Genomic DNA, 18,865 nt, shown 5'->3' on the forward strand with positions numbered 1-18,865 from the left:
TAATAGTCACTACGACTATAAAGAGGGGTGCGGTCCCGCACAAGCCCTCCGCCGGGCCGACCCGGCTCAGACCTTGGGTTTGTCCACGCAGGAGTGCGCGTCGATGAGTTCGTCCTCCGGCTTGTGCGTACTGATCCAGTCCGGCTGGTCCTGCACCAGCAGCGGCAGCGCCTCGCGGAAGTTGCCCTGCCACTCGCGGCCGCCCACGTAGCCCTTGAGCCACTCGGCGAGCGCCAGACAGTCGTCGCGGTGCCCCTTGGCGAGGCCGATCCCGTAGTGCTGCGGAGCGCCGACGGTCAGGCCGGGCACCACGTGCAGCCCGCCCTTCCCGGTCTCCTGCTGGGCGAAGCCGTACAGCAGCACCTGGTCCGTGGAGACCGCGTCCACCTTGTCGTCGCGCAGCTTCTCCACGCACTCGGCGGCGTCCGTGCCGCCCACCGAGACGGTGTCCTTCAGCTCGGCCAGCGCGACCCTGGAGGTGGTGCCGTCCCAGGTGCAGACGCGTTTGCCCGCGAGATCGTCGTGGGTGCGGATCCCGGAGTCCGCGTGGACCAGGAAGCCCTGGACGGTGGTGAGGTACGGGCCGACGAAGTCGATCTCCTCCATCCGGTCCGGCGTGACGGAGAACGAGGCGATGATCAGGTCCGCGTCGCCCGACTGGAGCTTGGTGATGCGGGCGGCGGAGGGTACGTCGGCGTTCCGGGTGACCTGGACGCCCACCTCGTCCTCCAGCCACTTCTCCAGGTCGAGGAAGAGCGCGTTGTCGAAGCCGGAGTAGGTGTAGTTCTCCAGCAGCGACATGCCGGGCAGGTCCTTGTGCATGCCCACGTCGACCTCCCGCACGCCCAGGAACGTCCCGTCGTGCTGGTCCGCCGAGCAGGCCGTCGTCACGAGCGCCGCGCACGCGAGCGCCGCCGCCCAGCCCCGTGCCCGGCGCCCGGCGCGTGCCCGCCCCGCTCTCCGCCCGGCCGCGATCCGTCTCACGTGTCCTCACGTCCCCTCGGTCCTGGAGTGCTGTTCCGGTCGGTCGTGGAGTGCTGTTCCGGCTCAGTCGTGGAGTGCTGTTCCGGCTCAGTCGTGCAGAGCGGCCTCGGCGACGGAGGCGTGGATGCTGCACCCCGGGTCGGAGTGGAGCACCAGGTCCACCTCGACCTCGCCCTGGATGCCGCCCAGCGGCAGCGAGAACGTCTCCCCGCCGCGTACGTCCTCGACCCGGTGGGCCGAGCTGCCCGCGAGCTTCGCGTCGTACGTGGTGGCCGGCACGCAGGACTGCGCCCCCGGCACGGCGTCGGTGAGTTCCAGGGCGAGCCGCAGGTGACTGCGGCGCGGCTCGTTCTCCACCGTGACCGTCAGCCGCCGGCCGTCCGCCGCGGACGTCCCGCCCGTGACCCGGACCAGGCCCGTCACGTCCACCTCGCCGTGGTCGGCGTAGTGGTCCATGCCGAAGACGCCGAGGGACGCGAGCAGGACCGCGCCGAGGGTCACCAGCGGCTGGAGCCGGCTCCACCGCTTCTTGTTCCGGCGGGCCACCGCGCGGACCAGCCCGGCCACCCGGCTCAGGGACAGGCAGAAGGCGGCCGCCATCAGGGCGTACACCCAGCCGAGCTGACGGGCCGGGGCGTCGGGGGCCAGGGACAGGGCGACGGCCTCCAGCAGGAACACCAGGAAGAACTGCGGCCAGTCGGTCCAGCGCTGGACCTTGCCCGCGCCCACCTTCCACTCGGGTGCGCCCAGCATCAGCGCGATGACCTGATTGGCGCTGCCGATGCCGAGGGAACCGGTACCCGAGACGTCGGCACGGCCGTGCGCGGAGTCGTGCTCTCTCCCGCTCACCGCCGGTCCTCCCGGGGCTCCTCTCCGGGCTCGTCCCGTGGGTGGTCCTGGTGGTCCCTGATGTTCAGGCCGCCCATGTTCTCCACGTACCCGATGCCGAAGGCGCCGGGGCCCGACACGTGTGCGGTGGCGTGGATGTGTCTGGACGGCCGCAGCGCCCTGGCCTCGTCCTCGATCAGGGCGCGCAGGTCCGCGGGCCGCTCGGCGAGCCTGGCCTCCAGCCATCTGCCGACGGCCCGGTCCAGGGCCAGCCGGTCGGCGTCGGACAGGTTCCTGATCTGCTCCACGGCCGCGTCGGCCGCGGGGTCGGCCGGCTCGCCGGAGCGGCGCTCCAGCAGCCGGCCCACGAGGGCCCGTCCCCGCTGCACGACACCGTCCGCCGCCTGGTTCTGGGCGGACTGGACGACGGCGCCGGCGAACCCGGCGGCGGCAGTGGTGATCACGGGCGCGATGGTCTGTGCGGCGGTCAGCAACTCCGACATAGGACTCCCCCGGTCCTCGATGCAACCGTGCCGTCCGGCCGAACCGGATCAGGGGCTCACCGTGCTCGAACGCCCGACCGTCTCGACAGGTCCAGACTACCGGGCGACTACGCCTTGTGGGGGACCGGTTATCTTACGGTGACTCCAGTGGCACACGACCGTCACCGCCGCCGCCCAGCCGCGCGGGACCCGGCCCTCTCCGGCCGGGTCGGGTCCCGTCGTCCGCATCGCGGCCTAGAGGTCGACCTCCTTCATCAGCATCCCGACCTCGGTGTTGGACAGCCGTCGCAGCCAGCCCGACTTCTGGTCGCCCAGGGTGATCGGCCCGAACGCCACCCGCACCAGCTTGTCGACCGGGAACCCGGCCTCGGCGAGCATGCGGCGCACGATGTGCTTGCGGCCCTCGTGCAGGGTGACCTCGACGAGGTAGTTCTTGCCGGTCTGCTCGACGACCCGGAAGTGGTCCGCGCGCGCGTACCCGTCCTCCAGCTGGATGCCGTCCTTCAGCTGCTTGCCCAGATCGCGCGGGATCGGCCCGACGATGTGCGCGAGGTAGGTCTTCTTCACGCCGTACTTGGGGTGGGTCAGCCGGTGTGCCAGCTCACCGTGGTTGGTGAGCAGGATGACGCCCTCGGTCTCGGTGTCCAGACGCCCGACGTGGAACAGCCGGGTCTCGCGGTTGGTGACGTAGTCCCCGAGGCACTGCCGGCCCTCCGGGTCCTCCATCGTCGAGACGACACCGGCGGGCTTGTTCAGCGAGAAGAACTGGTACGACTGGGTCGCCACGGTCAGGCCGTCGACCTTGACCTCGTCCTTCTCCGGGTCGACCCGCTTGCCCTGCTCCAGGACGATCTCGCCGTTGACCTCGACCCGGGCCTGCTCGATCAGCTCCTCGCAGGAGCGCCGGGAGCCGTAGCCCGCGCGGGCGAGGACCTTCTGCAGCCGCTCGCCCTCCTGCTCGGCGCCGGGGAAGGTCTTGGGGAGCTTGACGTCCTTCTTGCCCGCGTACCGCTCGCGGTTGCGCTCCTCGGCCCGCGCCTCGTACTCGCGGGACGTCGCCGGGACGCTGCGTCCCCGCTGCTGGGGCTTCTTCGGGCCGCCCTTGGGGCCGCCGCGGGCCGCGGGGCCGCGGCCCGACTTCGGACCGTCCTGGGTGGCGCCGGGGCCCACGTCGTAGCGCCGCTCCTCCGGGCGCGGCTTCTTCGGACGGCCGCTGCCCTGCTTGTCGTCGCGGTTGTTGCCGGCGCCGCGGTGGTTACCGCGCCCGCCGCCGCTCCCGCCGCGGCCGCCGCTCGTGCCACCACGGCTCCCGCCGTTGTTTCCGCTGCTGTTCCTGCCGCTGCTGCTTCGCATCAAATGTCCGTCTGGTCGTCTGCGTCATCGGGACCCGGCGCATCGGGTGCGTCCGGATCGAACGACGGAACCCCTTCCAGCGTCTCGGCCTCGATCGCCTCCGCCTCGGGGAGGAAGGGCGCCAGCTCCGGCAGCTCGTCCAGGCCGCGCAGGCCCATCCGCTCCAGGAAGTAGTTCGTCGTCACGTACAGGATCGCACCTGTTTCGGGTTCCGTGCCCGCTTCCTCGACCAGACCCCGCTGGAGGAGGGTGCGCATCACGCCGTCGCAGTTCACGCCGCGCACGGCGGAGACCCGGCTGCGGCTGACGGGCTGGCGGTAGGCGACCACCGCGAGGGTCTCCAGCGCGGCCTGGGTCAGCCGGGCCTGCTGGCCGTCCAGGACGAAGCCCTCCACGGCGGCGGCGTACTCGGGCCGGGTGTAGAAGCGCCATCCGCCGGCGATCAGCCGCAGCTCGAATCCGCGGCCCTGGGCGGTGTACTCGTCGGCCAGCTCGCGCAGGGCGTCCGCGATCCGGCGCCGCGGCCGTCCCAGTATCTTCGCCAGGTGCTCCTCGGTCGCGGGCTCGTCGACGACCATCAGGACCGCCTCCAGAGCGGGCTTGAGGTCGAGGTCCGCGACGGACGGCGCCGCGCCGGCTTCGTCGCTCACGTGCTCTTCTCCTCCTCCGGCCGCACGGGCGGCCGGTCGAACTCGTCGGTCACGGCCCCTTCGGCGGCCCCGTCCCCGCCGGTCCAGCGCACCAGCAGCTCACCGAGGGCGGTCTCCTGGTCCAGGGCGACGGCCTTCTCCCGGTACAGCTCCAGCAGGGCCAGGAAGCGGGCCACGACGGTCAGGGTGTCGCCGGTGTCCGCGGTCAGCGTCCGGAAACTGGCCTCGCCCAGCTCTTTCAGCCGGGCGACGACGATCCCGGCCTGCTCCCGCACACTGACCAGCGGCGCGTGGATGTGCTCGACGTACACCTGCGGTCTCGGCTTGGGCTGCATCGCCTTGACCGCCAGCTTGGCGAACCCCTCGGCGCCGATGCTGATGACGACGTCCGGCAGCAGTTCGGCGTGGTGCGGCTCCAGTCCCACGGTACGGGGGTAGCGGCGGGCCTCGTCGTCCAGGCGCCCGCTGAAGATGTCGGCGATCCGCCGGTACGCGCGGTACTGGAGGAGGCGGGCGAAGAGCAGGTCGCGGGCCTCCAGGAGCGCCAGGTCGGCCTCGTCCTCGACCTCCGCGGCGGGCAGCAGCCGGGCCGCCTTCAGGTCGAGCAGGGTGGCGGCGACGACGAGGAACTCGGTGGTCCGGTCCAGGTCCCCGTCGGGCCCCAGCGCCCTGATGTGCGTCATGAACTCGTCGGTCACCTTGGACAGGGCTACCTCGGTGACGTCCATCTTGTGCTTGGAGATCAGCTGGAGCAGCAGGTCGAAGGGGCCCTCGAAGTTGGCGAGCCGGACCTTGAACACCCGGTCGTCGGCGCTGCCCTCGGCCGCGCTGTCGGCAGCGGAGCGGCCGGCATCCGAACGGCCGGCGTCCGGGGAACCCGGTCCGGCTCCCGGCGCCCCCTGCGCCCTCTGCGGCACGTCGGCCGTGTCGTCCGGCCCGGCGCCCCTCGCGGGCGGTACGGCGTCCGGTCCGGGACCGGAACCGGCACCGTGCTCCGGCCGGACCCCGCCCGGGTCCCGCGTCGGCTCAGGCGCGGGCGGCGTGGTCGCCGGGGAGGCTCCCGGTCCCCGCCCCAGCGCACGCCGACGGCCGCCGGAGGCACCGGCGCGGGGAACGTCGTTGGAGGTCATGGCCTCCGCAGGCTACCGCTACCGTCCGCGCAGCCGGCGTACGAGGATGCTGGCGTCCCCACGGGTCTCCAGGTCGGCGAGGACCACGGCGACCGCCTCGCGGACGATCCGGCCGCGGTCGACGGCCAGTCCGTGCTCGCCCCGGAGCACCAGCCGGGCGTGCTCCAGGTCCATCAGCTCCTCGGCGGAGACGTACACCGTGATCTTCTCGTCGTGCCGCTCGCGCCCGCTGGGGCGGCGCGCGGCGGCCCGGCCGCGCTTGCGGGGCTGGCCCGCGGCAGAACCTTCCTGCGTCCCGTCGGGGCCCGCCCGCCGGGCGGAGCGTTCCGCGCCCCGGCTGTGCGACTCGCCGTTCGGTCCCGGCTCCGCGTCCGCGGCCACGTGCTCGGCGCCCCGGCCGTCACCGCCCTGCGCGGGCACCGACTGCGGCGCGTCCTCGGCGGCGGCCGGGTCGCTCTCCCCGGCCGGAGATCCGGCCGGCGCCGGCACCCGGGCCTCGCCGCCCGCCTGGCGCCTGGGGCTGGACGCCTGAAGCCCCATACCCCCTGTCGTACGGAAGAGTTCGTCGGCCCCCGGCAGACTCACTCGGCGTGACACCGGGCGAGCACCTCCCTGGCGAGCTGGCGGTAGGCGGCGGCACCGACGGAGTTGGAGGCGTACGTGGTGATCGGTTCACCGGCGACCGTGGTCTCCGGGAAGCGGACGGTACGTCCGATGACCGTGTGGTAGACGTGGTCGTCGAACGCCTCGACGACCCGCGCGAGCACCTCACGGCTGTGCACCGTGCGCGAGTCGTACATCGTGGCGAGGATGCCGTCCAGCTCCAGGTCCGGGTTGAGCCGCTCCTGGACCTTCTCGATCGTCTCGGTCAGCAGCGCGACACCGCGCAGCGCGAAGAACTCGCACTCCAGCGGCACGATCACCTTGTGCGCGGCGGTCAGCGCGTTGACCGTGAGCAGGCCGAGCGAGGGCTGGCAGTCGATGACGATGTAGTCGTAGTCGTCCAGCAGCGGCTTCAGCGCGCGCTGGAGGGTCGACTCGCGGGCGACCTCGCTGACGAGCTGCACCTCGGCCGCCGACAGGTCGATGTTGCTGGGCAGCAGGTCCATGTTGGGGACCGCCGTCTTCAGCAGCACCTCGTCGGCCGCCATGCCCCGCTCCATGAGCAGGTTGTAGACGGTGAGGTCGAGCTCCATCGGGTTGACGCCGAGACCGACCGACAGCGCGCCCTGCGGGTCGAAGTCGACGAGCAGCACCCGGCGCCCGTACTCGGCGAGCGCGGCACCCAGGTTGATGGTCGACGTCGTCTTGCCGACGCCGCCCTTCTGGTTGCACATCGCGATGATCTTCGCGGGACCGTGGTCGGTCAGCGGGCCCGGGATCGGGAAGTACGGCAGCGGGCGTCCGGTCGGGCCGACGCGCTCACGGCGCTGTCGGGCCGCGTCGGGCGCGAGCGTGGCCGCGTACTCGGGATCCGGCTCGTACTCGGCGTCCGGGTCGTAGAAGTGCCCCTGGGGCAGTTCGTCGTAGTCGGCGAAGTGGTTGCGGGGCGCGCCACTTCCGTCGCCGGCCATGGCGTTCACGTGTTGGCCATCCATCTTCGGGTGTGCTGTCTGAGTTGCCTGCGGACTCTGGTGGGCTGCGAAGGTTCGCACAGCGACGGAGCCGACAGCCTCGAACCGCCCAGGGCCTCCGGGCCCTGCGGGCATTCCTGGTTGACCACCCCCGGGAGTAAATGTCGACTCATTCACAAGTCGTCTTACCTCCTTGGTGACCAGGAAACTTCTAGACAGGTCAGCGTGGCACCATGCCGACGATTGGCGACTCTATGGCGTGTCGGCGGTCCGCAGCAACACAATCCGCCGGACCCGGCCCGATGTGTCGGCAATGGAACACCCCTCTGTCAAGGGCGTACGGCCGTCGCACAGCAGGTTTCACCGGTGTACGAATGGGTTCAAGCGTTACGTTCGAGGCGAGTTGAACGAGAATCGCAAAGTGACCATACACACACCCGGCCGGACCTTGTCGACAAGGTCCGGCCGGGTGTGTGGCATTGACGACCGAAGTTGACGTGTCGCCTTTGCCTGATGACGACTTGCCTGATGACGACGTGCCCGATGGCGGCGTCCTGTCAGCCGAGCAGGGCGGACAGTTCCACGTGGTCCAGGCCGTGCGCCTCGGCCACCTCCTTGTAAACGACCTTGCCGTCATGGGTGTTGAGCCCCTTGGCCAGCGCGGGGTCGCGGCGCAGCGCCTCCACCCAGCCGCGGTCGGCCAGTTCGACGATGTACGGCAGCGTGGCGTTGGTCAGCGCGTAGGTGGAGGTGTTGGGCACCGCGCCGGGCATGTTGGCGACGCAGTAGAAGACCGAGTCGTGCACGGTGAAGGTCGGCTCGGCGTGGGTGGTCGGGTGGGAGTCCTCGAAGCAGCCGCCCTGGTCGATCGCGATGTCGACAAGGACACTCCCCGGCTTCATCCGGGAGACCAGCTCGTTGCTGACCAGCTTCGGCGCCTTGGCTCCGGGGATCAGGACGGCGCCGATCACGAGGTCGGCGTCGAGGCAGGCCTTCTCCAGCTCGAAGGCGTTGGAGACGACGGTCTGGATCTTCGTACCGAAGATCTTGTCCGCCTCCTTGAGCTTGTTGATGTCCTTGTCCAGCAGGGTCACGTGGAAGCCCAGGCCGATGGCGATCTGCGCCGCGTTCCAGCCGGAGACCCCGCCGCCGATGACGACGGCCTTGCCGGCCAGTACGCCGGGGACGCCGCCGGGCAGCACGCCGCGGCCCCCGTTGGCGGCCATCAGGTGGTAGGCGCCGACCTGCGGGGCGAGCCGGCCCGCCACCTCGGACATCGGGGCGAGCAGCGGCAGGGCGCGGCCCGGCAGCTCGACAGTCTCGTAGGCGATGGCGGTGGTGCCGGACTCGATGAGGGCGTCCGTGCACTCCTTGGAGGCGGCCAGGTGCAGGTAGGTGAAGAGCGTCTGGTCCTTGCGCAGGCGGTGGTACTCCTCCGCGACCGGCTCCTTGACCTTCAGCAGCAGGTCCGCGGCGGCCCAGACCTCGTCGGCGGTGCCGAGTATCTCCGCGCCCGCGGCGACGTACTCGGCGTCCGGGATCGAGGAGCCGACGCCCGCGCCGCGCTCGACGACGACCTGATGGCCGTGGCGCACCAGCTCGTGGACGCCGGCGGGGGTGATGGCCACCCGGAACTCGTTGTTCTTGACCTCGCGGGGGATGCCGACCTTCACGTCGATCACGGTCCTTGGCTCAGGGAATGGGGCTACTACAAGACATACCCGGGCATGCGAGGGCACACCGGGGAGACCGCAGGAGAACGTGCGGTAGAGCCAGTCTAATGAAGGTGTTCCCGCTGTCTAGCCTTTCAAAGCATCAATCGTCGGCGGGTGTGCTACGGATTTCGTAGGTGTTAGCTCCTTGTTCCGGCTGGGATTCATCCTCCAGCAGCCGCTCGGACCGGCTGCGGTGCAGCCCGGCCGCCGCGGGGTCGCCGAGGTGCTCCAGCGTGTCGGCCAGCCTGAGGTGCAGGGCCGCCTGGAGCCGGGTGTCCTCGGCGCGGCGGGCCCACTCGACCGCCTCCTGGCAGGTCCGGAGCGACTCCTCGGGGCGCCCGGCGTACTCCTGGACCCGGGCCAGCTCGCTCAGGGCCCGTGCCTGGGCGGCCACGTCGCCGGTCCTGCGGTGGCCGGCCACCGCCGCGCGCCAGTTGCGCAGGGCCTCGCCGTAACGCCCGGCGTAGGTGTGGGCGGCGGCGATGCGGCCGTAGAGCCGGGCGGCGTCCGCGCGCTCGTCCCGGGCCAGGCGCTGGGCCAGGGCCCGGCCGAACCAGTCGGCGGCCCGGTCGTAGTCGCCCAGCTCCAGGTGCGCGCCGCCTACGGATTCCATCGCGCGGCCGGTGGCGTACGGGTCGTTCGCCTCGCGTCCGGCGTCCAGCGCGGCCCGGTAGCGCACCAGCGCCTCGGTGGTGCGGCCGGTGCGGGCGTCCAGGTCGGCGAGGTTGAGCAGGGCGGCGGCCTGCTCGCGGGGCAGCTCGCGGCGGACGGCCACGTCCAGCACCAGCCGGTGGATGCCGTACAGGTCGGGGGCGGCCGCCTGGGTGCCGGTGTGCGCCACCAGGGCCCGTACCAGCTGGGACATCAGCCGCCGGGCGAGGGTGTCCAGCTCGCCGTCGGCGACCGCGAGGCGGGCCGAGGCCAGCAGGGCGGGCCGGCGCAGCCGCAGCCACTCGGCGGCGTCCCGGGGGGTGGCGAAACGCAGGGCGCTGGGCATGCCGAGGAGTTTCTCGCGGGCTCCCGGGCTGTCGGTCTCGGTGATCGCCCGGCAGGACTGGAGCAGCCGGACGGTCCGCTCCAGCATGCGGGCGCGGGCCAGCTGGAGTTCGGCGGGCCGGTCGTGGGTGCGGGCGTGGGCGGCCAGGAGGGGGTGCAGGCAGCCGGGGACCTCGTACTCGGGCAGCGGGGAGTCGAGGGGGCGCAGCAGGCCGAGGGCGACGAAGTCGTCCAGGGTGGTGCGGGCGCTGCCGACCGAGCAGCCGGCCAGGGCGGAGGCGGTGTGCGGGTCGACCAGGCCGGCCGGGGCGAGGGAGAGCAGCCGCAGCATCCGGGCGGCGGCGCTGGGCAGGGAGGCGTGCACGAGCCGGAAGACGCGGGCGACGGGGTCGCTCTCGTCGGTTCCGGCGGCGTGCAGTTGCTTGGCGAGGTCGGCGACGGCGGCCTTGGGGCGGGCGGCGAGCCAGCCGCCCGCCAGGGCCAGCGCGGCGGGCCGGCCCCGGCACTCCTCGACCAGGGACTCGGCGGCCCGGGGGTCGACGGTGATCCGTACCGAGCCGATGCGCCGTTGGAGCAGTTCCACGGCGGACTTGGTGTCCAGCCCGCCCAGGGTGCAGGGGCGGACGTCGGCGATGCCGGTGAGCGGGCCCTCGGCGACGGCGACGACCAGGCAGCCGGGGCTGTCCGGCAGCAGCGCGTCGACCTGCTCGGCGTCGGCGGCGTCGTCGAGCAGGAGCAGGGTGCGGCACCCGGCGAGGGCGGTGCGCAGTTCGTGGGAGAGGTCGTCCTCGGCGGCACCGGGCCGGGTGGTGCGGCCCAGGGCGGTGAGCAGGTCCCGGGCGAGGGAGCCGACGGGCACCCGGGTGCCGTCGGGTTCGCTGAGCCGGGCCCGCAGCAGGCCGTCCGGGTAGTCGCCGGCGACCTGGGCGACGAGCTCCTCGGCGAGGGCGGTGCGGCCGGAGCCGGGGCGGCCCGCGACCAGCAGCACCCGGGCGCGGGGGGCCTTGCGGCCGGAGAGGGTGTCCAGTCCCGCGCGCGCGATGTCCGCGCGCAGCGCCTTCAGCTCCCTGGTGCGGCCCAGGAACCACGGTTCCTCGTCAGCGCCGCCCGACAGCCGCGCGCCGTCCGGCCGCATTCCGTCCGGCCGCATCCCGCCGGGCCGCGCGCCCTCCGACCACCCCTCGTCCGACCGCGCGCCGTCCGGCCGCACTCCGTCGGATCGCGCCCCGTCGGACCGCATCCCGTCCGACCGCGCGCCGTCCAGCCGCACGCCGTCCGTGTCCACCGCCTGATCCGTCACGGGCCACACTCCCGATCCCACCGCGCACCGGTGCCCGCCGGAACTCCCGGTTCGGGCGTTTTCCGAGCCTAGTTCAGGCTCCGGCGGGTTCCGGCGGGAGCGGGGCGGCAAGATCGCCCAATCGGATCAGCAGATCGTCACATCAGCTGAAGTAGCCACTCAGGCTTCGAACGGACGTGCGGGCCAGGGCGCCTGGGCGGGCCGCAGCGCGTCCAGCCCGTCTCCCTCCCGCGCGGCGACCAGCGAGAGCACGCCCACCACGAGGCAGTTGTTGTGCAGCTCGCCGGCGAGGACCCCCCGGACCAGGTCGGCCACCGGCACCCGCGCCAGCTCCATGTCGGCCTCCTCGTCCTCGACCTGGAAGCGCTCGCCCTCGGCCTCCGACAGCTCCCGGGCGAGGAAGATCCGTACCGCCTCGTCGCAGCCGCCGGCGGTGGTGTAGACGTCGGTCAGCACCCGCCAGTCCTCGGCCTTGACGTGCGCTTCCTCGTACAGCTCGCGCTGGGCGGCGTGCAGCGGGTTCTCGCCGGGGACGTCGAGCAGCCCGGCCGGGATCTCCCACAGCTTGTGGCGCACCGGGTGGCGGTACTGACGCAGGACCACGACCCGCCCCTCGTCGTCCAGGGCGAGCACGGCGACGGAGCCGGGGTGGACCTGGTAGTCACGGGTGACGACGGTGCCGTCGGGCATGACCACCTCGTCCGTGCGGACCGAGGTCTTGTTGCCGCGGAAAGGGGTGTCCGTCTTCCGGATCTCCCACTCCTCGGGGGTGTCCTTGATGGTCATGCCCTTGTCCTCCCAGACGTACGCGAAAGCCGGGGCCCGCCCCGTTCGAAGGGCGTGCCCCGGCCACCGTACAACTGTCGTGTTACTTCGCGGTCTTCCGCTCGACGGCCGCCTTGACCAGCCCCGCGAAGAGCGGGTGCGGGCGCGTCGGGCGCGAGCGCAGCTCCGGGTGGGCCTGGGTGGCGACCAGGTACGGGTGGATCTCGCGCGGGTACTCGACGTACTCGACGAGCTTGCCGTCCGGGGAGGTGCCCGAGAAGACGATGCCGGCCTTCTTCTCCAGCTCCGCGCGGTAGGCGTTGTTCACCTCGTAGCGGTGGCGGTGGCGCTCCTCGACGTACTCCTTGCCGTCGTACACCTCGCGCACGATGGACCCCTCGGCCAGCTTCGCCGGGTACATGCCGAGCCGCATGGTGCCGCCCATGTCGCCCTCGCCGGCCACGATGTCGAGCTGCTCGGCCATGGTGGAGATGACCGGGTGGGCGGTGGCGGGGTCGAACTCGGTGGAGTTGGCGTCCCCGATGCCGGCCAGGTTGCGCGCGGCCTCGACCACGATGCACTGCAGGCCCAGGCAGAGGCCGAGCAGCGGGATCCTGTTCTCGCGGGCGTACTTGATCGCGCCGACCTTGCCGAGCACGCCGCGGTCGCCGAAGCCGCCCGGGATGCAGATGGCGTCGACGTCACCGAGCTGCGCCTGGGCGCCGGCCGGGGTCTTGCAGTCGTCGGAGGTGACCCACTTGATCTTGACGCGGGCCCGGTTGGCGAAGCCGCCGGCGCGCAGCGCCTCGGTGACCGAGAGGTAGGCGTCGGGCAGGTCGATGTACTTGCCGACCAGCGCCATGACGATCTCGTGCTCGGGCTTGTGGACGCGCTCCAGCAGGTCGTCCCAGGTCGTCCAGTCCACGTCGCGGAACGGCAGGTCCAGCTTGCGGACGACGTAGGCGTCCAGGCCCTCGGCGTGCACGACCTTGGGGATGTCGTAGATCGAACGGGCGTCCGGGCAGGCGACGACCGCGGCCTCGTCGACGTCGCACATCAGCGAGATCTTGCGCTTGATCGCGGTCGGCACCTCGCGGTCGCAGCGCAGCACGATGGCGTCCGGCTGGATACCGATGTTGCGCAGCGCGGCGACGCTGTGCTGCGTCGGCTTGGTCTTCAGCTCGCCGGAGGGGCCGATGTAGGGCAGCAGCGAGATGTGCACCACGAAGACGTTGTCCCGGCCCACCTCGTGGCGGACCTGGCGGACGGTCTCCAGGAACGGCAGCGACTCGATGTCACCGACCGTGCCGCCGACCTCGGTGATCACGACGTCGACCTCGTCGGTCGCCATGCGGCGGATACGGTGCTTGATCTCATTGGTGATGTGCGGGATGACCTGCACCGTGTCACCGAGGTACTCGCCGCGCCGCTCCTTGGCGATCACGGTCGAGTACACCTGGCCGGTGGTCACGTTGGCCGAGCCGTCGAGGTCGCGGTCGAGGAACCGCTCGTAGTGGCCGATGTCCAGGTCGGTCTCCGCGCCGTCGTTGGTGACGAAGACCTCACCGTGCTGGAACGGGTTCATCGTGCCAGGGTCGACGTTGAGGTAGGGGTCGAGCTTCTGCATCACGACGCGCAGACCCCGGGCCTTGAGCAGCATGCCGAGGCTGGAGGCGGTCAGCCCCTTGCCGAGAGAGGAGGCGACACCCCCGGTGACGAAGATGTGCTTGGTCGTCGAAGCTGTGCCGGATCGAAATGCGGCGGGCGGCATGGCCAAGAGGGGGCTCCCGTGGTCGCGGTCTGGGGTGCGATACGGCGGTCCGCCGGAGGTGTCCGGGGGTGGTGCCGTCGCTGCGGTTCGGGGGTTTCGTTCCCACCGGTCCACGGGCTACCAGCGTAACAGCGCTGGAGAGCGATGGCTTCCGGCCACGCTCCGCGCACGTCCGGACACGTCCGGACATGGGGGAACGCGCTGTCCGCCCCGCTCGCCGACCGCTCACTCGTTCGGCCGAGCCGGGTTGCCGGGAGCTGCGCACAGACCGTCTACGTGCGTCGTATCCTGCTCGGACCTTCACTGCCGAGCCCGGCCGGCGTCACGGCACCACCCCTCGCCCGTACGCACCGGAACAACGAGAGCTCGTCAGTTCGTTGAACAACAATTGGCGTCCAGGGCCACAGAGTTTGGCTTCAGGCCCGGGCGACTGCTTTGCTTCATCGATCAACGACGCATGACATCCACCCCTTGACCGCACCAAGCGACAACCCCCTTGCGGGGTGACGTGGCCGTTCGACTGGAGTTGCACGTGGCCGGGCGCATCGAAGACTACGCACTCATCGGAGACATGCAGACCGCCGCGCTGGTCTGCCGGGACGGCACAGTCGACTGGCTGTGCCTGCCCCGTTTCGACTCCCATGCCATCTTCGCCGGTCTGCTGGGCACGGAGGAGCACGGATTCTGGCGGCTCGGACCGGCCCACGCGGCCGACGCCGAGCCCCCGGCCGCCGTCCGGCGCGGCTACCGCGGCGACTCGCTGATCCTCGAATCCGAGTGGGACACCCCGCGCGGCACGGTCCGGGTGACCGATTTCATGCCGCCCCGCGACGGCGCCCCGCAGCTGATCCGGATCGTGGAGGGCGTCTCGGGCCGGGTGCCGATGCGCTCGGAGCTGCGGATGCGCTTCAGCTACGGCCGGGTGGTGCCGTGGGTGCACAAGCACGAGGGCCGCACGGTGGCCGTCGCGGGCCCGGACTCGGTGTGGTTCGACACGGAGGCCGAGACCTACGGCAAGGACCTGACCACGTACGCGGACTTCACGGTCGCGCCGGGTGACCGGATCGCGTTCACCATCTCCTGGGAGCCCTCGCACAAGCAGCCGCCGCCGCTGCCGGAGCCGGAGCAGTCGCTGACGGCGACCGAGGACTTCTGGCGCGAATGGGTCGAGCACTGTACGTACCACGGCCCCTACCGCGAGGCCGTGATCCGCTCCCTGATCACGCTGAAGGCCCTGACCTACGCCCCCACCGGCGGCATCGTCGCGGCGCCCACCACCTCCCTGCCGGAGGACATCGGCGGTGTCCGCAACTGGGACTACCGCTACACCTGGCTGCGCGACGCGGCGATCACCCTGTCCTCGCTGCTGCGCACCGGCTACCGCGAGGAGGCCCGCGCCTGGCGCGAGTGGCTGCTGCGGGCGGTCGCGGGCGACCCGGAGAACCTGCAGATCATGTACGGCATCGCGGGCGAGCGCGAGCTGGGCGAGGCCGAGCTGGACTGGCTGCCCGGGTACGAGAACTCCGGCCCGGTCCGGGTCGGCAACGGCGCCGCCCACCAGCTCCAGCTCGACGTGTACGGCGAGGTCACCGAGGCCCTGCATCTGGCCCACATGACGGGCCTGGCCCGCAACGACTACGCCTCCGTCCTCCAGCTCAAGCTGATCCGCTACCTGGAGGACCACTGGAACGAGCCGGACGAGGGCATCTGGGAGGTGCGCGGCCCGCGCCGCCACTTCGTGCACTCCAAGGTGATGGCCTGGGTCGCGGTGGACCGCACCATCAAGCTCATCGAGTCCGGCGACGCCGACGGCCCGCTGGAACGCTGGAAGGAACTGCGCGACGACATCCACCGGGACGTGTGCGAGAAGGGCTACGACAAGGAACGCAACACGTTCACGCAGTCCTACGGCTCGCGCGAGCTGGACGCGTCCCTGCTGCTGATCCCGCAGGTGGGCTTCCTGCCGCCGGACGACAAGCGCGTCATCGGCACCGTCGAGGCGATCCAGCGCGAGCTGTCCACCTCCGACGGCTTCATCCTGCGCTACCCGACCGACGGCGAGGACGAGGGCGTCGACGGCCTCCCCGGTGACGAGGGCGCCTTCCTGGCCTGCTCGTTCTGGATGGCCGACGACCTGGCGATGATCGGCCGCGTCGACGAGGCGCGGAAGCTGTTCGAGAAGCTGCTCTCGCTCCGCAACGACCTCGGTCTGCTGGCCGAGGAGTGGGACCCGCGCCTCAAGCGCCAGGTGGGCAACTTCCCGCAGGCGTTCAGCCACGTCCCCCTGATCGACACGGCCCTGCGGCTGACGGCCTCGGGGGCGTACGGGGGCTGACCTCGGGGACGGACGGCGGGCCGGGGTAGCGTCCGGCCATGGACGTGGGCGAGGGCACCGGGATCACCGTGCGGCGCGCGCTGGAGCTGCCCGGACTGCGCTCCGGGCTGCCCGAGGTGGTCACCGGCGCCGACCGGCTGGGCCGCACCGTGCGCTGGGCGCACGCCGGTGAGGTGCCCAACATCGCCTCGCTGCTCAAGGGCGGCGAGCTGCTGCTGACCACCGGCTACGGCTTCGGGGTCCGCTCCGCCGACCAGCGGGCGTTCGTCCGCACCCTCGCCGAGCGCGGCATCGCGGCGCTGGTGGTGGAGCTGGGCCCGCGGCTGGCCCGGCTGCCCGCCGCCGTCGTCGACACCGCCCGCGCGGCGGGGCTGCCGCTGGTCCAGCTGCACCGCGAGGTGCCGTTCGTGGCGGTCACCGAGGAGGTCCACACCGAGATCGTCAACGGCCACTACGCGCTGCTGCGCCGCGCCGAGGAGGTGCACCGCCGCTGCACCGAGGCGCTGCTCGGCGGCGGCGGGGTGCCCCAGGTGCTGGACGTCCTGGCGGGCTTCGCGGGCAACCCGGTGTTCCTGGAGACCCCCGACGGCCGGCTGCTGTACGCCGCCGGGGCGGGCCCCGAGGGCACCGAACCGCTCCAGGTCTGGGAGGGGCTGCGCGGCCCGCGCAAGGACGCCCCGCCCCCGGCCGGCTCGGTCCTGGTCGACGTACCCGGCGGCGGCCCCGGCACCGGCTCGGTGCGGGCCCGGCTGGTCCTGCTGCCGGTCCGGTCCGCGCCGGCGCCGGTGCACCGGATGGCGGCGGAGCGGGCGGCGGACGTCCTCGCCCTGGTGCTGATGCAGGCCCGCCAGGAGGAGGAGCTGGCGGCGCGCGGGCGCGGTGACTTCCTCACCGACCTCGCCGAGGGCCGGATCGCCGCCGCCGACGCCCCGGCGCAGGCCCGCGTCCTGGGCTTCCGGCCCGGCGACGGTCCGCTGCTGCCCGTGGTGATGCGGCTGGGCGACGCCCTCTCCCCCGCCGACGGCGGCTGGGCGGTGCTGGCCCGCGCGCTCGCCGAGGAGCTGGCGTCGCTCGGGGTGCCCGTCCTGCTGGGGGTGCGGCCGGTCGAGGGCCGGGTCCCGCTGCTGCTCGCCCCGCGTGCGGAGGCGGAACGGCCGGCCCTCGCCGACCGGGTCGCGGCGGCGCTGCGGGCGGGCGCGGAACGGGGCGCCCCGCGGCGGCCGGGCACCCGGCCGCCGGTCGTGGTCGTCGGGGTGCCCTGCGACTGGGCCCAGGTGCCGGCCGGGCTGCGGCACACCGCGGAGACGGCGGCCGCGGCACAGGGTCTGCCGGACCGCCCCTGGTACGACGCCCGCCGCCTCGACACCGAGCTGCTGCTGTGGCGGCTGCGCGACCATCCGGACCTGGCGGCCTTCGTGGACCGCGCGATCGGCCCGCTGCGCGACCACGACGCCCGCTCCCGGCCGCCGCTGCTGCCGACCCTGGAGGCGTATCTGGCGCACGCGGGCCGCAAGGCGGAGACCGCCCGCGACCTCCACCTCAACCGGCAGACGCTCTACAACCGGCTGGCCCGCATCGAGGAGTTGCTCGGCACCGACCTCGACGACCCGCAGACGGTACTGGCCCTGAGCCTTGCCCTGCGCGCCCGCCGGCACGTGTCCTGACGGGCCTCAGAGCAACGGCCGAGGCTGCGTCAGCTCGTCGTACACGCTCAGCACCTGGGCGACCGTCTCGTCCTCGGTCGGCCAGCCGGCCGCCTGCCGCGCCCCGACGTCCCGCAGCGACTCGCGCCGCCCGGGATCGCCGAGCAGCCGCACGACCGCGTCGGCGAACGCCCCCGAGTCCCCGGACGGGACCAACTCGGCGGCCTCGCCCACGAGTTCCCGTACGTCGTCGATGTCCCCGGCGACCAGCGGCACGCGCGCGTGCAGGGCCTCCCGGGCCAGTACGGAAGCCGTCTCGTGGCGGCCCGGCAGCAGCGCCAGGTCGGCCGCGGCGAGCAGGTCGGCGACATCGTCCCGGCGGCCGACGAGGACCACCGGCAGTTCCTCCTCCTCGATCCGCCGTTGCAGCGCGGGCCGCAAGGACCCCTCCCCGGCGACGACGACCAGCGGCTCCGGGTCCAGGTCGCGCCACACCCGCGCGGCGTCGAACAGCACCTCGTACCCCCGCCGGCGTTCCAGCGCGCCGATCGCGATCAGCAACGGGCGCCCGGTGGCGCCCAGTTCGGCACGGATCTTGGGGCGCCGCAGGTCGGCCTCCTCGGGATCGGCGGGCGGGCGCGGGCCGAGCAGCGCGACGGCGGCCAGCCGGGCGTCCCGGGCACCGCTGCGCCGCGCGTGGTCCACCAGTCCCGGGGTGGTCCCCAGGACCACCGTGGCGGCCTTGGTCACCCGCCGCTCCAGGACCCACAGCAGCTGCGCCCGCGGGCCCTCGGCGTGGACGCGGTCGTGCCAGGTGGCCACGAGCGGGGTGTGGACGCGGCGCCCGCCGAGGGCGAGCACGGCCCGGAAGGAGGCGTGCAGACCGTGCGCGTGCACCAGATCGGCACCGGCACAGGCGGCGCGCAGTCCGGCGACCGAGACCGGGTCGCTGCTGCGCGCCACGTCCACGTGGTCGGCGCCGGCCCCGGTGAAGTCGTAGCGGCGCTCGGCCTCGGCGGGGGCGCACACCGTGACCTTCACGCCCCGTGCCACCAGCCCCGCGGTCAGGGAGCGCACATGCGCGCTGCTGCCGGCGTTGCCCCCGCCCAGCACCTGCACGGTGCGCAGCGGGGACTGGCCGTGCGGGACGTGGCTGCTCGCGGGGGTCACGTGGCCGGGGCTCCTGGTTCTGCGGCGGGCGTTCACGGAGAAAGTACCGAAGGGTGGAGCGGAGGAGCACGCCGCGCGGTCTCCGCGCGTACTGCGTCAAGGATGCCAGGACGTACGGGTGTTCCGGGACCGGCGGCGCTCGGCGGGC

Annotated in this window: 15 protein-coding genes; 2 read left to right on the plus strand and 13 right to left on the minus strand. The window is 72.7% G+C overall.

Going from position 1 to position 18,865, the window contains the following annotated elements; genetic code table 11:
• Positions 1-66 precede the first annotated feature (66 nt).
• The 12 genes from ACZ3IG_RS33360 to ACZ3IG_RS33415 form a co-directional block, all read right to left on the minus strand.
• Positions 67-984 carry a transporter substrate-binding domain-containing protein gene (locus tag ACZ3IG_RS33360; protein ID WP_467436795.1) on the minus strand — a complete coding sequence of 306 codons (918 nt, stop codon included), beginning with the start codon at positions 982-984 and terminating at the stop codon, positions 67-69.
• An 87-nt stretch (positions 985-1,071) separates the two neighbouring features.
• A complete protein-coding gene (locus ACZ3IG_RS33365) occupies positions 1,072-1,833 on the minus strand; it encodes a hypothetical protein (RefSeq protein WP_467436796.1) in 762 nt (253 codons plus the stop codon).
• Complete coding sequence (locus ACZ3IG_RS33370; protein WP_467436798.1) at positions 1,830-2,315, minus strand: hypothetical protein; 486 nt, start codon at positions 2,313-2,315, stop codon at positions 1,830-1,832. Before ACZ3IG_RS33370 ends, ACZ3IG_RS33365 begins: the two co-directional genes overlap by 4 nt.
• 234 nt (positions 2,316-2,549) lie before the next feature.
• A complete protein-coding gene (locus ACZ3IG_RS33375; RefSeq protein WP_467436799.1) occupies positions 2,550-3,668 on the minus strand; it encodes a pseudouridine synthase in 1,119 nt (372 codons plus the stop codon).
• The gene (scpB, locus tag ACZ3IG_RS33380) at positions 3,668-4,246 is read right to left on the minus strand and encodes an SMC-Scp complex subunit ScpB (RefSeq protein ID WP_467436828.1); all 579 of its coding nucleotides are present in this window, start codon (positions 4,244-4,246) and stop codon (positions 3,668-3,670) included. Before scpB ends, ACZ3IG_RS33375 begins: the two co-directional genes overlap by 1 nt.
• A 68-nt stretch (positions 4,247-4,314) precedes the next feature.
• The gene (locus ACZ3IG_RS33385; RefSeq protein ID WP_467436800.1) at positions 4,315-5,448 is read right to left on the minus strand and encodes a segregation and condensation protein A; all 1,134 of its coding nucleotides are present in this window, start codon (positions 5,446-5,448) and stop codon (positions 4,315-4,317) included.
• Positions 5,449-5,466: 18 nt separating this feature from the next.
• Positions 5,467-5,988, minus strand: a complete 522-nt coding sequence (locus tag ACZ3IG_RS33390) for a hypothetical protein (RefSeq protein WP_467436802.1) — start codon at positions 5,986-5,988, stop codon at positions 5,467-5,469.
• Between the two features lie 41 nt (positions 5,989-6,029).
• On the minus strand, positions 6,030-7,157 hold the full coding sequence (locus ACZ3IG_RS33395) for a ParA family protein (RefSeq protein WP_215168121.1): 1,128 nt from the start codon (positions 7,155-7,157) through the stop codon (positions 6,030-6,032).
• 422 nt (positions 7,158-7,579) lie between these two features.
• Positions 7,580-8,704 (minus strand): alanine dehydrogenase, encoded by a 1,125-nt coding sequence (gene ald, locus ACZ3IG_RS33400; protein ID WP_467436803.1) that lies wholly within the window; start codon positions 8,702-8,704, stop codon positions 7,580-7,582.
• A 133-nt stretch (positions 8,705-8,837) separates the two neighbouring features.
• The gene (locus tag ACZ3IG_RS33405; protein WP_467436830.1) at positions 8,838-10,868 is read right to left on the minus strand and encodes a tetratricopeptide repeat protein; all 2,031 of its coding nucleotides are present in this window, start codon (positions 10,866-10,868) and stop codon (positions 8,838-8,840) included.
• A 324-nt stretch (positions 10,869-11,192) separates the two neighbouring features.
• Positions 11,193-11,819, minus strand: coding sequence for an NUDIX domain-containing protein (locus ACZ3IG_RS33410; protein ID WP_467436804.1), 627 nt, complete (start codon positions 11,817-11,819; stop codon positions 11,193-11,195).
• Positions 11,820-11,901: 82 nt separating this feature from the next.
• On the minus strand, positions 11,902-13,569 hold the full coding sequence (locus tag ACZ3IG_RS33415) for a CTP synthase (protein WP_467436831.1): 1,668 nt from the start codon (positions 13,567-13,569) through the stop codon (positions 11,902-11,904).
• 532 nt (positions 13,570-14,101) lie between these two features.
• Here ACZ3IG_RS33415 and ACZ3IG_RS33420 point away from each other — a divergent pair.
• Both ACZ3IG_RS33420 and ACZ3IG_RS33425 read left to right on the plus strand, forming a co-directional pair.
• The gene (locus ACZ3IG_RS33420) at positions 14,102-15,904 is read left to right on the plus strand and encodes a glycoside hydrolase family 15 protein (RefSeq protein ID WP_467436805.1); all 1,803 of its coding nucleotides are present in this window, start codon (positions 14,102-14,104) and stop codon (positions 15,902-15,904) included.
• Positions 15,905-15,942: 38 nt separating this feature from the next.
• A complete protein-coding gene (locus tag ACZ3IG_RS33425; RefSeq protein WP_467436806.1) occupies positions 15,943-17,568 on the plus strand; it encodes a PucR family transcriptional regulator in 1,626 nt (541 codons plus the stop codon).
• Positions 17,569-17,574: 6 nt separating this feature from the next.
• Here ACZ3IG_RS33425 and ACZ3IG_RS33430 read toward each other — a convergent pair whose 3' ends face one another.
• A complete protein-coding gene (locus ACZ3IG_RS33430) occupies positions 17,575-18,717 on the minus strand; it encodes a glycosyltransferase family 4 protein (RefSeq protein WP_467436808.1) in 1,143 nt (380 codons plus the stop codon).
• Between the last annotated feature and the right edge of the window lie 148 nt (positions 18,718-18,865).

The sequence above is a fragment of the Streptomyces sp. NPDC016677 genome (assembly GCF_055562815.1).

Coding starts and splice junctions, on each gene's coding strand:
- ACZ3IG_RS33415 (WP_467436831.1), bottom strand. CDS start 13,569: ATGCCGCCCGCCGCATTTCGATCCGGCACAGCTTCGACGACCAAGCAC.
- ACZ3IG_RS33385 (WP_467436800.1), bottom strand. CDS start 5,448: ATGACCTCCAACGACGTTCCCCGCGCCGGTGCCTCCGGCGGCCGTCGG.
- ACZ3IG_RS33390 (WP_467436802.1), bottom strand. CDS start 5,988: ATGGGGCTTCAGGCGTCCAGCCCCAGGCGCCAGGCGGGCGGCGAGGCC.
- scpB (WP_467436828.1), bottom strand. CDS start 4,246: ATGGTCGTCGACGAGCCCGCGACCGAGGAGCACCTGGCGAAGATACTG.
- ACZ3IG_RS33375 (WP_467436799.1), bottom strand. CDS start 3,668: ATGCGAAGCAGCAGCGGCAGGAACAGCAGCGGAAACAACGGCGGGAGC.
- ACZ3IG_RS33410 (WP_467436804.1), bottom strand. CDS start 11,819: ATGACCATCAAGGACACCCCCGAGGAGTGGGAGATCCGGAAGACGGAC.
- ACZ3IG_RS33395 (WP_215168121.1), bottom strand. CDS start 7,157: ATGCCCGCAGGGCCCGGAGGCCCTGGGCGGTTCGAGGCTGTCGGCTCC.
- ACZ3IG_RS33425 (WP_467436806.1), top strand. CDS start 15,943: ATGGACGTGGGCGAGGGCACCGGGATCACCGTGCGGCGCGCGCTGGAG.
- ACZ3IG_RS33405 (WP_467436830.1), bottom strand. CDS start 10,868: ATGCGGCCGGACGGCGCGCGGCTGTCGGGCGGCGCTGACGAGGAACCG.
- ACZ3IG_RS33370 (WP_467436798.1), bottom strand. CDS start 2,315: ATGTCGGAGTTGCTGACCGCCGCACAGACCATCGCGCCCGTGATCACC.